Here is a 15,280-nt window from a genome sequence, read left to right as displayed (position 1 = left end):
GTGAGCGCACCGGCGCGTGGCCGTGCCGACGTGCGCGAGATCCTCGACCGCGACGACGACCTGCGTGACGTCCCGAGCGCCTGGGTCGTGGCCCTCGCGCCGGTGCCCGTGCTCCTCGCCGCCCTCGCCATCCGGCCGCTCGTGCAGGGCATCGCCTGGTGGGCATCGGGTGTCGTCGTCGTCGCCGTGCTCGTCGCCGTGATGCTCGCCGTGCGCCGCCAGACGCCCGGCATCCGCTTCGTCGTCCTGGTCGGCACGGTCATCGCCTGCTCGTGCGCCGCCGCCCTGGTGAACGACATCCAACCGCTCGGGTGGCTCGACGCCGACGGGGCCCTCGGGGAGACGCTCGCCGCGATCCGCCTGAACCCCGCACCACTGCCGCAGACCGACGCGATCCGGCTCGTCGTCACCGCGTCGATCGGCTGGGTGGCGGCGGTCTCGCTGTTCCTCGCCGCCATCGCGCGGATCCCGTCGCTCGCCGCGGCTCCGGCCCTCGTCATCCTGATCGTGCCGGGTGTCATCACCGGGCAGCCCGCCGGCACCCCGCTCGTCATCACCACGGCGGTGGCGTTCCTCGCCCTGCTCTGGCTGTCCGTGCGTCCGGTGCAGCGGGCACTGCCGGCCGCGGTCGTCGGGGCGATCGGGCTCGTCGTGGCCATCGGGCTGCCGACGATCGTGCCGCTCAACGCCAGCTGGTTGTCCGGCGTGACCGGTGCGATCCAGTCGCCGATCCAGCCCGGACGGCCCGGCACCCTGCTCGAACTCGGCAACGACCTGCGCCGTCCGAGCGAGCTCGAGGTGTTCCGGTACCGCTCGTCCGACGGGCAGCCCGAGTACCTCAAGCTCGCCGACCTCGACGAGTTCGGCACGGGGGACTGGGTGCCGACCGTGACGAACGCGGCCGAGGCCGACACGGCCGACGAACAGCAGTGGGCCGAGGGCGTCAACCCGCGCCTGGCGAGCCGCGGCGACGTGACCGTCCGGATCACCGGGCTGTCCAGCACCTACCTGCCGGTGCCGTCGGGTGCGGTGTCGATCGAGTCGCAGTCCACCAACCTCGACCTGTCGCAGTGGCGGTGGATGGGGAACTCGAGCACCGTCCGGTCGACCGGAGCCGCAACCGCCCGCGGCGCGATGTACGAGGTCTACGGGGCCTCGACGTTCGCCAACGACTACCTCGATGCGGTCGCCGCCTCGGGGGTGCTCGCGCGATCCGACGGCCGGGGCTTCCGGGAGCCCAGCCGCCAGCAGCTGCGCACCGACCTCGCCCTGCCCGACGACCTGCCCGCCAACATCTCGACCACCGCGACCCGGGTCGCCGCCGCCGCGACTGACGACTACGGGCGGGCGCGGGCCCTCGAGCAGTGGTTCCGCAGCGACCTGTTCACCTACTCCGAGACCGCCCCCGTCGAGCAGGGCTACGACGGCGACAGCATGGACGTCGTCTCGACGTTCCTGAAGGTCCGCGACGGGTACTGCGTGCACTTCTCGTCCGCGATGGCCGTGATGGCCCGCACGCTCGGCATCCCCTCGCGCATCGCGGTCGGGTACCGTGCCGGGTCGCCGCAGCCCGACGGCGAGTACGCGGTGTCGAACCGGCAGCTGCACTCCTGGCCCGAGCTGTACATCCAGGGCGCCGGGTGGGTCGCCTTCGAGCCGACGCCCGACTCCGACGAAGCTGCGCCGTCCGAGGAGCCCTCGGCCTCGCCGACCGCAGCGGCACCGGAGACCCCGCTGCCGGCGCCCGAGCAGACCACCCCGGCGGACGAGTCAGCGTCACCGACCCCGTCGGCGTCCCCGGTTCCGGGTGCCACGGGTGCGTCCGGCACCGGCGGCGGCGGAGGACCGGTCGGGCTGCTCGTGGGCCTGCTGCTCGTGCTCGCGGTCCTCGTCGCCCCGGGCCTCGTGCGTGCTGTCCGCCGCCGGTCGAGGCTGTCGGCGATCGCTGCCGGTCGGTCACCCGCCGTGCAGGCGTGGCGCGAGTTGCTCGACGACGTCGCCGACCACGGGTACGCGCCGGGCCTCGCGCCGCCGGGTGACGCCGCCGCCGTGGCCCGGACCGCCCGAGCCGTGCTCGGACGCCTGCGGCCCGGGTTGCCGGAGTCGGTCGTGCCGCACCTGGAGGCCGCGGTCGATGCGGTCGATCGTGAGCGCTTCGCCGCCGGCGGAGCCGCATCGGTGGACACGGCGGCGTTGGAGCGTCACGTCCGTGACGCTCGGGAGGCGCTCGACGCCTCGGTCCCCACGGTGCGCGTCGTGCGGTCGCGCCTGTTGCCGCCGAGTCTGCTGCCGTCGTCCGCCTGGTCCCACGACGGGCCGAAGCCTCGCCGTCGCGATCGTCGCACGGCCTGACGCGGGCGCGTGCGCACCGTGCGAGCCTCGCACGGTGCGGGGTTCGTCGGGTGGTGCGTGGTTGGTGGCTCGGTGCGGGGCTGTGGGCGGGCACGGGGCGGTCGTGCGGGCACGGGGTCGCGAACCTCGCACGGTGCGAAGCCCCGCCGCTGCCGCCGCACGCCGCCCGCGCCCGCGCCGCCGAGCGCGGCACCCCGCGTCAGCGCCGGCGGATGACCGCCTCGACCAGGGTCGCGACGAGCTCGCCCGGATCGACCCCGGGCAGCGCCGGCGCGTCGAACACCAGGCCGACGTTCGCCCCGATGAGCACGGTCGCGAACTCCTCCGGGGTCATGCCGACCTCGACCTCGGGGTGGGCACCGAGCCACAGCCGCACCAGCTCGAGCACCCCGTCCTGCAGGATCCGGCGCTGCCGGATGAACTCGGGCAGCAGCTCCGGGTGCCGCACCGCGTACCCGCGGAACGCCGAGAGCAGCGCGAACTGCTCGCTCTGGTCGTTCTGCCCGAACGCGGCGCGCAGGACGTCCCCGACGTCGACCGCGGCGATGTCCGCGTGCACGAGTTCCTGCAGTGAGCCGAGCACGACGTTCGTGGACCGCTGCATGACCTGGGCGAGCAGGTCTTCCTTGGACGAGAAGTTCGAGTAGACCGCACCCTTGCTGAACCCCGCGCGTGCTGCGACGTCGTCGAGCCGTGCGCCGTACACACCCTGTTCGGCGAAGACCGCGGCTCCGGCGGCGAGCAGGCGTTCCCGGACCTCGGCACGCGGGATGCGCTGGGTGGGGGAAGCGTCGTCGCTCATCGGTTGCTGCTCCGACCTGTGGTGGTGGTCGTCGGGGAGAGCATCGTGGGGGAGACCTGCCGCGCCGCGCGTCTGATCCCGCGCGGCATCAGCGAAGCCCCCATCCCCACGTCTGCTCGGAACCGGCGCGTTCGGGTCGCGTCGGTGCTGTGCGGACAGCGTTCACCGGGACCATCCCCGGCAGAACTGCCAGGACGATACCCGGCGGTACTGATCGTAGCGTCGCGGGGCCGCGGAGGACAGCCCCTCAGTCCTCGTGCTCTTCTCGGACACTGCCGGCACCGGTCCGACGGCCCGGGCGCCGGAGCAACCGGAGCGCGTCCGGTCGCAGGCTCCGACCGCGCCGGAGCAGCGAACCGAGGGTCGACTTCGGCTGCCAGTCACGGCCGTTCGGCAGCCCCCAGCCCCGGCGGACCGCTCCCCAGCGGAGCCCGAGCGACAGGGTGATCGCGAGCAGGATGCCGAGGGACGGCGACCCGAGCGCCGAGGCGATCACCATCACGGCCGACGCCGCGACGGCCACGGTGGCGTACAGCGCGTTCCCGCCGAACACCGCCGGTACCCGCCGCAGGAGCAGGTCGCGCATGGCCCCGCCGCCGACCGCGGTGATGGTCCCCATGATGATCGCGGCGGGCCAGTCGAGCCCGGCGTCGTAGGTGCGCTGCACGCCGACCACGGCCCAGAACCCGATCACGGCGGCGTCGAGCACGGTGAACAGCCGGTCCCACGTGAGCTCGGAGAACGACACGAGGAACGCGATGAGCGCCCCGGCGACGGCGACCGGCACGTACAGCGGGTCGACGAGCGCGACGGGTGGCCCGTTCTGCAGCAGGGTGTCGCGGAGCATCCCGCCGCCGAGTCCGGAGACGAACCCGACGACCAGGAACCCGAACAGGTCGAAGTCCATCGCGCGGGCGATGGAGCCGCCGAGCAGGGCGGACGCGAAGACCCCGGCGAGGTCGAGCACGTTCGTGACCGACGCCAGGCCGTCGACGGACAGCAGGTTCATGAGAACCATCAAACATCACGTCGCACGACTGGCGGGCCGTTCGGCGGTTAGGTTAGCCTCACCTTCGTCATGCTCGCCACTCTCGTCATCGGTCTCCGTGAAGGCCTCGAAGCCACGCTCATCGTCGGCATCATCGCCGCGTTCCTGCGTCGCAACCGCGTCCCGCTCGCCCCGATGTGGTCGGGCGTCGGGCTCGCGGTGCTGCTCAGCATCGCCGTCGGCTTCGGGCTGCAGGCCGTCGAGCAGGCGTTGCCGCAGGCCCAGCAGGAGGGCATGGAGGCGGTCATCGGCATCGTCGCCGTCGTCTTCGTCACGGGCATGATCGTCTGGATGCGCACGCACGCGCGCACCCTGACCGCCGATCTCGAGGCCAGTGCCACCGCGGCGCTCGGCCGCGGCACCGCCTGGGCCCTCGCCGGCATGGCGTTCCTCGCCGTCCTGAAGGAGGGCTTCGAGACCTCGGTGTTCCTCCTCGCCACGTTCCAGGCGTCGTCGGACACCGGCCTCGCCGCCCTCGGCGCCGTGATCGGCATCGCGGCCGCGGTCGTCGTCGGCTTCGGCATCTACACCGGTGGCGTCCGCCTCAACCTGTCGCGGTTCTTCACCGGCACCGGGGTCTTCCTGGTCTTCGTCGCCGGCGGCCTGGTGCTGACCGTCCTCCGCCGCGCGCACGAGGCCGGCTGGATCGTCATCGGCCAGCAGCGCACCGTCGACCTGTCGTGGCTCGCCCCGAACGGTTCGGTGCAGGGCGCCCTGGTCACCGGCGTGCTCGGCATCCCGCCGGACCCGCGGGTCATCGAGGTGCTCGGCTGGGTCCTCTACGTCGTCCCGGTGCTGGCCCTGACGCTCTGGCCGCGCGCCTGGCGTCCGTCGCCGGGCCGCCTGCCCCGGGTGCGCGCCGTCGTCGCCGGCGCACTCGCCGTGGCGGCAGCGGCACTCGCGATCGCCGTACCGACGGGCGGGGTCGACCTGCCCCGCACCACCGCGGTCAGCGGCGACGCCAGCTCCGTCTCCGCCAGCGTCGACGGTGCGTCCGGCGTCCTCCGCGTGGCCGGCACCGGAACCGGCCAGGAGGCCCGAATCACCCTGCCGACGTCGGCCCACCGCCGCGTCACCCGCGCGGGCGTGGCCGCCGACCGGTGGCGCGTCGTGCAGGACGGGAACACTGAGCAGGGGAGCGGTGCCGACCGTCCGTCGACCCTGACGCTCGACGACCTCGTCACCCTGTTCGGCCGCCTGCCCGTCGGGGTCTCCCCGTCGACGAACCCCGGCCCCTTCGCAGCGCGCTGGGCCGTGCGCGACACGGTGACCCTGTGGACCGTCCGCGGTGGGGTCCTGGACGCGACCCGCGACGAACGCGAGGTGCTGACGCTGAGCGGTGGGGGCCTCCCGTCCGCGCGCACCACGACACTGGACCGCACCGTCTGGTCCGTCCCCGATGCCCGCGTCGAGCGGTCGGCCGCCTCGGTGGCCGCAGCGGACTCGCGATCAGCCGACCTGCTGCTCTGGAAGGCCTGGCTGCCGATCGCCCTCGGCATCGCGGCCGCCGCGCAGGCGCTGCTGGCCCTCCGTGACCGCCGTCGCCGGCGACTCCCCACCGTCCCCACCCCCGAACCCGTCCCCGCTCGTGGCCCTCCGGCCGCGGACCCTGCAAGGAGCACCGACCATGTCCTTCGGTAAGCCCGTCCGACCCCTGATCACCCTGGGCGCCCTCGGCGCCGTCACCGCCCTCGCACTCACCGGGTGCGCCGGCGGGTCCACCGGAGCCGACGGCTCCGGTTCCGGCGACGCGAAGGTCTCCCGCGTCACCATCACGCTCACCAACGACGGGCAGGACGCCTGTGCGGTGTCCTCGACGAAGGTCCCCGCGGGCCCCGTCACCTTCACGGTCAAGAACGAGTCGTCGACCGCGATCACCGAGGTCGAGCTGCTGCAGGACCAGCGGATCCTCGGCGAGAAGGAGAACCTGGCACCCGGCCTCGACGCCGTCCGGTTCACCGCCACGCTGACCGGTGGGAAGTACCAGGTGTACTGCCCCGGCGCCGAGACCGAGCTGACGGACTTCACCGTCACCGGCAAGGCCGCGTCGACAGCGAACAGCAGTGCCTCGACCCTGCTCCGCGACGGGACGAAGGGGTACGCGACCTACGTCGACGGCCAGGTCACCGACATGGTCGCCGCGGTCGAACAGATGCAGGAGCACATCGACGCCGGCGACCTCGACGCGGCGAAGACCGACTACGCGAACGCCCGTCCGTTCTACGAGCACGTCGAGAGCGACGTCGACGGCTTCGTCAAGAAGGGGTTCAAGGCCACCGACAACGCCGGCAACCTCGACTACCTGATCGACATGCGCGCCTCGAACCTCGACCCGGCCGTCGGCTGGAGCGGGTTCCACGCCGTCGAGAAGGACCTGTTCCAGGCCGGGAAGATCACCGCGTCGACCAAGCGGACCGCCGCGGACCTGACCGAGGACGTGCAGCTGCTCGCGAAGCTCGTGCCGACGCTCGACTACAAGCCGGAGGACCTGGCGAACGGTGCCGCGGGTCTGCTCGAAGAGGTGCAGTCGAACAAGATCACCGGCGAGGAAGAGGCGTACAGCCACATCGACCTCGTCGACCTCGCCGCCAACGTCGAGGGTGCCCGTCAGGCCTTCGCGTACCTCAAGCCGGGGCTGACCAAGCTCGACCCGACCCTGACGAAGCAGATCGCGAAGCAGTTCGACGCCACGAACACGATGATGGACGGCTACCGCGACGCTGACGACCTGGGCGGTTTCGCCACGTGGGACGCCGCCACCAAGAAGTCCGACGCGAACACGATCTCGCAGCAGATCCAGGCGCTGCAGGACCCGCTGTCCCGCCTGGCCGAGAAGGTCGCGACCGCGTGACCGAGCCGGACGAGGCACCCCGCGCGGACGAGGCACCCCGGGCGAGCGTCTCCCGCCGTGGTCTGTTCGGCGCCGGCCTGGCCGTGGCCGGCGCCGGGGTGGGCGCGGCTGCGGGCATCGGCGGCGCCACCGCGGCGACCGGCGTGAACCCGTTCACGGCGGCGACGAACGGCGACGAGTCGATCGACCTGTCGCAGAGCCAGCCGTTCTACGCCACCGCGGCCCGGCAGCCGCAGGGCGGGATCCGCACCACCCCGCAGCGGTACTGCGTCTACATGACGTTCGACCTGTCGACGACCGTCACGACCGAGCTGCAGGTGCTCCTCGCCCGCTGGTCGGCCGCGATCGCCCAGCTGCAGGCCGGCAAGACCGTCGGCAGCGTCGAACCCGCGCACGGCAACGGGGTCGGTGCCGACACCGGCGAGGCGCTCGACCTCGGGCCGGCGTCCCTGACCGTCACGGTGGGCCTGGGACCCGGCGTCTTCGACGAGCGCTTCGGGCTGGCCGACCGCCGTCCGGCCTCGCTCGCCGACATCCCGACGCTGCCGAGCGACAACCTGCAGGAGGGCCTGACCGGCGGGGACCTGTCCCTGCAGGCCTGCGCCGACGACCCCCAGGTGGCGTACCACGCGGTGCGCGACCTGGCACGGATGGCCCGCGGCACGGCGACCGTCCGCTGGACCGTGCTCGGCTTCGGTCGGGCATCGGCCGGGCCGCACCAGAGCACGCCCCGCAACCTGATGGGGTTCAAGGACGGCACCCGGAACATCACGACCGACGCCGACCACGACCGGTTCGTCTGGCTCGACCGCGACGCCGGGTGGATGGCGGGCGGCAGCTACCAGGTGGTGCGGAAGATCCGGATGAACATCGAGACCTGGGACGCCGACGTCGTCAGCGACCAGCAGCGGGTGTTCGGGCGGACGAAGATCCAGGGCGCACCGCTCTCCGGCGGACAGGAGCACACCACCCCGGACTTCCACGCCAAGGACGACGACGGTGCGACGAAGATCGACGCGACGTCGCACATCGCCCTCGCCGCGCACGAGGCGAACGGCGGCGTGAAGATCCTGCGCCGGCCGTACAACTACACCGACGGGCTCAACGAGTACGGCCAGCTCGACGCCGGGCTGCTGTTCATCGCCTACGTGAACGACCCGGACCACTTCACGCGGCTGCAGCGGAAGCTCGGTGCCTCGGACCGGCTGAACGAGTACGTCTCGCACATCGGCTCCGCGGTGTTCGCCGTGCCGCCGGCACCCCGCAAGGGGTCGTACATCGGCGAGCAGCTCTTCCGATGAGCTGAGTCGCTGACCTGAGGCGCTGACCCGAAGGGGTGGGCGCCCTCCGCCGTTTCCCTGGAGGCGGAGGACGCCCGGGTCGCGGAGTCTCGCCGAACGGAACCACCGTCGACTTGCTGAAAGCGACCCGGCACGACGCGTCGCGGTGCGACAACCCCGAGAGTACCCCGCGGATCAGCGGATCCGCAGTGATCGACCGGGATGGGACAGCAACCGTGACCGCCAGGTCGCGCGACGCGTGCGCCGGACGAGTCCCGGGCCTCCTGGCCGACGTGAACGGGCCGCCTCACCAGGGTGAGACGGCCCGTTCGCGTGTGTGCCCGCAGGCTCGGGGTCAGTCCGTCAGGACCGTCGCGGCACGTCGTGCGCGGTTGCGGCGGAGGACCACGAGTGCCGTGATCCCGGCGAGCAGGAGCAGGCCCGCCGCGATCGCCGGAGCAGTCAGGTCCGCACCCGTGTAGGCGAGGTCGCCACCGGCGCGCGGGTCGTCGTCGGTCCCGCCGACGCCACCGATGCCGGCGTCGTCACCGTCACCGGCGCCGGGGCCGGGGATGACCCCGCCGCCCGGGTTCGGGGTCGGGGCCGGGGTCGGGTCGACCGGGTCCGTGGGGTCGGTCGGGTCCGTCGGGTCGGTCGGGTCGACCGCTGCGGCGACCGGGATCGTCACGGCGAGGGTGACGGTCTGGTCACCCGGAAGGGTGACGACGAGCGGTGCGTCCGTCGTGGCGACCGGCTCGGCCACCGCGGCGAGGGAGACGGAACCGGCGGTGCGGGCGGCGGCGCGTGCGGCCGGCGCCTCGATCTCGGGGACCGTGACGGTCAGGGTCGCGCGACCCTGCTCGTCGTTCTTGTCGGTGATCGTCGGGTCGATCGCCGACGATGCGAGCTCCTTGCCGTCCGCGGTGACCGAGACGGAGCCGGCCTTCGCCGGGTCCTCGCTGCTGAACACGAGCGACGACAGGTCGAGCTCGATCTCGTCACCGGGCTGGAAGCCACCGGCCGGGGTCGGCGTGACCGTGACGCCGACGGCGCGCTGGTCGACCGGGGGCGTGACCTTCGGGTTGGCGAGGAAGTAGTCCACCTGGGCCTGCAGGTCGACCTGGCCGGAGTCGGCGACGTTCGTGCCGGTCGCGAAGGCGGCGAAGTTGTCGCCACCGGTCGACAGGAACGAGTTGACGGTCACCTTGAGGGTGTCGGTCAGCGCGATCGCCTTGCCGTCGAGGGTCATGCCGGTGATGCGCTCGCCGCGACCCTTCGACGGGTCGTAGGTGTACGCGAAGCCGTCCGAGACGCCGAGCTTCAGGAACGGACGCTCGAGGCCGTCCGGCTGCCACTGCTGCTCGAGGGCGTTCTTGATCTGCTGGCCGGTCATGTCCTTCGTCACCAGGGTGTTGGCGAACGGCTGGACGAGCGCGGCCTCCTTGTAGGTGACGGTGCCGTCCGGGTCGCCGGCGCCGCTGGACGCGTAGACCATGTCGGTACGGAGGCCACCCGGGTTCATGAAGGCGACCTGCGAGCCGTTCCGCTCGGTGGCGCTGCGCTGGACCTCGGCGATGTAGTTGCCCAGGACGGACTCGCCGCCGCGGTTCTCGGCCTTGCGGTCGGACTGCACGGCGCGACGCAGGTCACCCGTGATCTCGCCGAGCTTCTCGCCGCCCTTGACGTCGGCGACGGCCTTCGCGGCGGTCACGATGTCGCTCACGGCGTTGACCGAGGTGGTGTCGGCGGGGACACGCTTGTCCTCGTTGACGGAGGTGACCGAGGACGTGATGCCGGTGAGCTGCTTGTCGGCGTCTACGGTGAGCTGCAGGTGTCCGAGGTTCACCCCGTAGGACCCGGCCTGGATCACCGGACGCTTCGTGCCGTCGGGGCCCGCGATGGAGTGGTTGTACGTCGCGTGGGTGTGCGCCGACACGATGGCCGAGACCTTCGACGAGACGCCCGAGGTGATCTTGCCGAACGCGCCGGTGCCCGTGGCGTCGGAGAGCGCGCTCGTGGTGGCGCCCTCGTGCACGAGGAGGACGAGCACGTCGGCCTCGCCGTTGTCGTCCTTGCCGTCGGTGAGCTGCTCGGCGTACCGGTTGACCTGGCTGACGATCGGGGCCATCGCGAGGCCCTCGACGCCGCCGGGGCTGACGAGCCCGGGGATGAGGTCCTCGGTGGTGGCACCGATGAAGCCGACCTTGACGCCGCCCTTCTCCACGATGGAGTACGGCGTGAAGGCGGGGTCGGTGGTGCCGGCCTTGACGATGTTCGCCGAGACGTACGGCCAGTCGGCGCGGTCCTCGATGCGGCCGGTCAGGTCGTCCTGGCCCTTGTCGAGCTCGTGGTTGCCGATCGCGCTGACGTCGAGGTCCATGGCGTTCAGGGCGTCGATCGTGGGGGAGTCCTGCTGGATGAGCGAGGTGAAGGTCGAGGCGCCCACGTTGTCGCCGACGCTGGCGAAGATCGTGTTCGGGTTGGCCTCGCGGTACGACTGCACGACGCCGGCGAGCTTCGCGGCGCCGGCGGCCTTGTCGGCGGCGGTGCCCTCGGACTCGATGCGACCGTGGAAGTCGTTGACGTCGATGATGTCGATCGTCGTGTCGCCCTCGGCGGCGACGGCTGCGGACGGGACGGACAGTGCGACCAGGACCCCGGCGGTGGCGAGGGCCGCGCCGGCGCCGAGGCGTCGTCGGGTCGTCGCACCGGCGGTTCCGGTGGTGTGGGAAGTGTTCATCGCCGTCGAACCTACGAAGACGCACAGGCGACTCGCCAGACCCCTGCGCAACTCGTCACACGACGTTCACACGGCCGTCCCCTCCGCCCGCCCGACCCGGTTCAGTCGCGGCCGAGGGCGCCCTTCACCCGCTCGGTGACCTCGGTCGCCATCGCCTTGGCGGAGTCCTTCACGACGTCGAACTCGACCGGGTCACCCTTCAGCAGGCTCTTCGCCGTGTTGATCGCGTACTCCTTCGTGATGTGCGGGGGCAACGGCGGGACGCTCCGGCTGACGTACGCGTCGATCAGGGTCACCCCCTGGTGCGCGAACGCGCGCTCGACCGCCGCCTCGACCTCGGAGTCCTCGTGCACCGCGATGCCCTGGAACCCGAGCAGCGTCGCGTACCCGGCGTAGTCGATCGACTCGACGTCCTGCGAACCGCGCCACATCGGGTTGCCGTCCTCGGTGCGCATCTCCCACGACACCTGGCCGAGGTCGTCGTTGTGCATGACCACGATGACGAGCTGCTGGTTCGGCCAGGCCGCCAGGTACTTCTTCACGGTGATCAGCTCGTTCATGCCGAGCATCTGGAATGCACCGTCGCCGATCGTGCACACCGCCGGACGGTCCGGGAACGCGAACTTCGCCGTCACCGCGTACGGCATGGCTGCGAGCATCGTCGCGAGGCGGCCGGACATGTCGCCGCGCATGCCCTCGCGCAGCCGGATGTGGTGGCCGTACCAGTCGGCCGTCGTGCCGGCGTCCGCGGTGACCGTGACGCCGTCCGGCAGCCGGTCGTTCACGGCCTGGATCACCCGGCGCGGGTTCACGCCGTCGTCGTAGGCGACCTCGGACTGCGCACGCATCTCCGACTCCCACTCGCGCATCTCGTCGGCGACGGTCTGCTGGAAGGACCTGTCGGTCTTCTGCTCGAGCAGCGGGAGCACCGCGTCGAGCGTCGAGCCGACGTCGCCCCACAGGTTCAGCTCGGTCGGGTACCGCAGGCCGAGCTGCTCAGGCTTGATGTCGACCTGGATGCCCCGGGCCTGCCCCGTCTTCGGCATGTACTCGCCGTACGGGTAGTTCGTGCCGAGCAGCACGAGGGTGTCGCAGTCGCGGATCTGGTGCAGCGACGGCAGCGACCCGAGCAGCCCGAGCTGCTGCGAGTGGTACGGCACGTCGGACGGGATCACGTCCTTGCCGCGGAGTGCTGTGATGATCCCCGCGCCCGCCTTCTCGGCGGCGGCGAGCACCTGGGCCGTCGCACCGCGCGCACCCGCACCGACCAGGAACGTCACCTTCGACCCGGCGTTGATGATCTCCGCCATCTTCCGGACCTCGTCGGCGGGCGGCGTGATCCGGGTGGACGCGGGGACGTCGCTCGACCGCGAGGCCCAGTGCTCCAGCGGCGGCGCGTCGTACGCCATCGCCTGCACGTCGTGGGGCAGCACGACGACGGCCGGCTGCTTGCGGAGCGACGCCGTGCGGAACGCGGTGTCGAGCACCACACCGACGGCTTCGGGCGTGGCCACCGTCTGCACGTAGCAGGCGACGTCGGCGAACACGCGCTCCAGGTTCGACTCCTGCTGCGTGAACGACCCCATCGCTGCGAGCCCCTGCTGGCCGACGATCGCCACCACCGGCTGGTTGTCCATCTGCGCGTCGTACAGCCCGTTCAGCAGGTGGAAGGCGCCGGGACTCGACGTCGCGACGCAGACCCCGACCTCGCCGGTGAACTTCGCGTGCGCGGTCGCCATCAGCGCCGCGATCTCCTCGTGCGTGGGGCGGACGTACTCCAGGCCGTCGCCCGTCGACGCCGCCTTGCCGAGCGCGCCGTCGAAGGCGCCGATCCCGTCGCCGGGGTACCCGAACACGCGGGAGACCCCCCACGCCTTGATGCGGTCGATGACGAAGTCGCTCACGGTCGTGCTCATGGCACCAGCGTGCGCGGGCGCGCACGGGTCCGTTCACAGGCACCGGACTGGAGGCGCGGATCACGTGACCGACGTCGGTCACGTGATCCGGGCCTCCAGGCCAGGGCGCCTGTGCTGGCTGGTGCTCGGTGTCGGCTCCTGTTCGGTACCGGCTACTGCTCCTGCGCGATCAGCGGACGCAGCGTGCGGTGCGCGATGCGCAGCCCCTCGAGCACCCGGTCGTCGGTGCCGCCCCAGAGCGGGTCCTCGTGCTCGACGCTCAGCGTGCCGTCGAAGCCCGCCTCGTAGAGGCGGTCGACGACGCGCGGCCAGTCCACGACACCGCGTCCCGGCACCCGGAACCGCCACCAGCCCATGTCCCACGGGTCGTCGCCCTTGTCGACCTTGCCGAAGAACCCGTACTCGTTGCGCCGCTCGGGGAACAGCTCGAGGTCCTTCGCCTGGGCGTGCACGATGTGCTCGGCGAACGGCAGGATCGTCTCGACCGGGTCGATGCCGATCCACGTCAGGTGCGACGGGTCCCAGTTCAGGCCGAAGCCCAGACCGGTCACCCAACCCCAGAGCTCGGGGGAGTACGCGATGTTGCCGGGGTACCCGTCGGGGTGCCAGCCCTCCATCACGCAGTTCTCGATGACGAGCCGCACGCCGCGCTCGCCGGCGTAGTCGACGAGCTCGGGCAGGACCCGGTTCCCCTCGGCCGTGTTCTCGCGGACGGACTTCGTGGTGTCGCGCCCGATGAAGGTGCCGACGTACGGGACGCCGAGCGTCTGCGCGGTGTCGATCGCGTGCTTGAGGTGGGTCCGCACCGCGGCACGGTGCTCCGGGTCCCGGTGCAGGTTGTTCTCGTAGTACGCGAGCGCCGAGATCTCGAGGCCGGTGCGGTCGAGCAGGGCGCGGGTGGCCAGGGCGTCCTCGTCGGTGAACGTGGCGACCGGCAGGTGCGCCGCCTCGAAGTCGCGACCGCCGGTGCCGGGCCAGACGGCGACCTCGAGCCGCTCGTAGCCCTGCTGCTGGGCGAACCCGGCGATCCGGTCGAGTGACCAACCGGGCAGGCAGGCGGTCAGCATGCCGAGCTTCACCGGATCTCCCGCCAGGTCGTCTCGGCCGCGCTGCCGATCACGGCCTCGATGATGTCGGCGGAGCGGGCGCCGTCCGCGAACGTCGGCAGTCCGTCGGGGGCCACCCCGGTGCGGACCGCGGTGTAGGTGTCGGCGACGAAGGCCGCGAAGGCGTCGAGGTACCCCTGCGGGTGCCCGGCCGGCACGATCGCCAGCCGGCGCTGGTCCGGGTACCCCTGCGACGGGTCGCGGACCACGATCTGGGCGCCGCGTTCGTTGCCGAACCAGGCCGACTCGGGCTGCTCCTGGTCGAACGCCGCGCTGCCGCGGGTGCCGTCGACCTCGAACCACAGGCGGTTCTTGCGGCCCGAGGCGACCTGCGAGATCACGACGTTGCCGATGCGGCCCGTGGCCGTGCGGAAGGTGGCGACGGCGGTGTCCTCGGTGGTGACCTCGGCGCGCTCGGCCGCATCGGCCACCGGGTCCGGGTCGGGGGAGCCGGAGAACGACGGACCGGACGCCGCCGGCCGCGTCGGGTAGACGATGTCGGTCGCGGCGGACACCGAGGCGAAGCGCTCACCCGTGACGAACTCGACCAGGTCGCACCAGTGCGAGCCGATGTCGGCGAACGCGCGGGACAGCCCGCTCGAGGTCGGGTCGACCCGCCAGCTCGAGGCGTCCTCGTCGAGCATCCAGTCCTGCAGGTAGTGGCCGTGCACCGCGAGCAGCCGGCCGAGCTCCCCGTCGGCGACGCGCGCCCGGATCTCGCGGACCATCGGGTGGTACCGGTACACGAACGGCACGGTGGCCACGACACCGGCTTCGGCAGCGGCGGCGACGAGCTCGGCGGCCTGCGCGGGGTCGATCGCCAGGGGCTTCTCGCACACCACGTTGATGCCGGCCGCGATCACCGCGAGCGCCTGCGGGTGGTGCTGGTCGTTCGGGGTGCAGATGTGCACGACGTCGGGGGCGTCGGCGATGACCTCGTCGAGGGAGGCGTAGCCACGGGGCAGGTCGAGCTGCGCCGCCACCTGCTCGGACCGGGCGGCGTTCCGGCCGAGCACACCGAGGACCTCGGCGCCGGAGGCCCGGGCCGCCCGGGCGTGGACGCCGGCGATCATGCCCGTCCCGACCACGGCGACACGGAGGCGTCGCCCTTCGTACCCACTGCTCATGGTGCTCCCTCGCGCCGGACTGACACCACCGTAGCGGCCCGGTCATCCACCGGGGCCG

At 72.2% G+C, this 15,280-nt stretch carries 10 protein-coding genes; 4 read left to right on the top strand and 6 right to left on the bottom strand.

What is annotated here, in order from left to right:
- A complete protein-coding gene (locus DEJ05_RS05340) occupies window positions 1-2,352 on the top strand; it encodes a DUF3488 and transglutaminase-like domain-containing protein (RefSeq protein WP_146245025.1) in 2,352 nt (783 codons plus the stop codon).
- Between the two features lie 199 nt (window positions 2,353-2,551).
- On the opposite strand, the gene DEJ05_RS05335 is transcribed toward DEJ05_RS05340, so the two are convergent.
- Window positions 2,552-3,154 carry a TetR/AcrR family transcriptional regulator gene (locus DEJ05_RS05335; RefSeq protein WP_111029886.1) on the bottom strand — a complete coding sequence of 201 codons (603 nt, stop codon included), beginning with the start codon at window positions 3,152-3,154 and terminating at the stop codon, window positions 2,552-2,554.
- A 247-nt stretch (window positions 3,155-3,401) separates the two neighbouring features.
- A complete protein-coding gene (locus tag DEJ05_RS05330; RefSeq protein ID WP_071406483.1) occupies window positions 3,402-4,163 on the bottom strand; it encodes a trimeric intracellular cation channel family protein in 762 nt (253 codons plus the stop codon).
- A 69-nt stretch (window positions 4,164-4,232) separates the two neighbouring features.
- Here DEJ05_RS05330 and efeU point away from each other — a divergent pair, with 69 nt between their 5' ends.
- Genes efeU through efeB form a run of 3 tightly spaced genes read left to right on the top strand, consistent with a single transcriptional unit; the run spans window position 4,233 to window position 8,354 of the window.
- The gene (efeU, locus tag DEJ05_RS05325; RefSeq protein WP_111109938.1) at window positions 4,233-5,843 is read left to right on the top strand and encodes an iron uptake transporter permease EfeU; all 1,611 of its coding nucleotides are present in this window, start codon (window positions 4,233-4,235) and stop codon (window positions 5,841-5,843) included.
- Window positions 5,830-7,053, top strand: coding sequence for an iron uptake system protein EfeO (efeO, locus tag DEJ05_RS05320; protein WP_111032887.1), 1,224 nt, complete (start codon window positions 5,830-5,832; stop codon window positions 7,051-7,053). The genes efeU and efeO overlap by 14 nt, the downstream gene beginning before the upstream one ends.
- Window positions 7,050-8,354, top strand: a complete 1,305-nt coding sequence (gene efeB / locus DEJ05_RS05315; RefSeq protein ID WP_111104323.1) for an iron uptake transporter deferrochelatase/peroxidase subunit — start codon at window positions 7,050-7,052, stop codon at window positions 8,352-8,354. Before efeO ends, efeB begins: the two co-directional genes overlap by 4 nt.
- A 334-nt stretch (window positions 8,355-8,688) precedes the next feature.
- Here efeB and DEJ05_RS05310 read toward each other — a convergent pair whose 3' ends face one another.
- From DEJ05_RS05310 to DEJ05_RS05295, 4 genes are all read right to left on the bottom strand, one after another.
- Window positions 8,689-11,073: a bifunctional UDP-sugar hydrolase/5'-nucleotidase gene (locus DEJ05_RS05310; protein ID WP_111109937.1), complete on the bottom strand. Its 2,385-nt coding sequence runs from the start codon at window positions 11,071-11,073 to the stop codon at window positions 8,689-8,691.
- Window positions 11,074-11,174: 101 nt separating this feature from the next.
- The gene (locus DEJ05_RS05305; protein WP_111109936.1) at window positions 11,175-12,989 is read right to left on the bottom strand and encodes a thiamine pyrophosphate-requiring protein; all 1,815 of its coding nucleotides are present in this window, start codon (window positions 12,987-12,989) and stop codon (window positions 11,175-11,177) included.
- A gap of 152 nt (window positions 12,990-13,141) precedes the next feature.
- The gene (locus tag DEJ05_RS05300; protein ID WP_111109935.1) at window positions 13,142-14,068 is read right to left on the bottom strand and encodes a sugar phosphate isomerase/epimerase; all 927 of its coding nucleotides are present in this window, start codon (window positions 14,066-14,068) and stop codon (window positions 13,142-13,144) included.
- Window positions 14,065-15,222, bottom strand: coding sequence for a Gfo/Idh/MocA family protein (locus DEJ05_RS05295; protein WP_181440662.1), 1,158 nt, complete (start codon window positions 15,220-15,222; stop codon window positions 14,065-14,067). The genes DEJ05_RS05300 and DEJ05_RS05295 overlap by 4 nt, the downstream gene beginning before the upstream one ends.
- Window positions 15,223-15,280 lie beyond the last annotated feature (58 nt).

This window comes from Curtobacterium sp. MCLR17_045, assembly GCF_003234405.1.
Classification (GTDB): Bacteria; Actinomycetota; Actinomycetes; order Actinomycetales; family Microbacteriaceae; genus Curtobacterium; species Curtobacterium flaccumfaciens.
The sequence above is the reverse complement of the archived record's forward strand: the minus strand, read 5'-3'. Positions and strand labels throughout refer to the sequence as shown.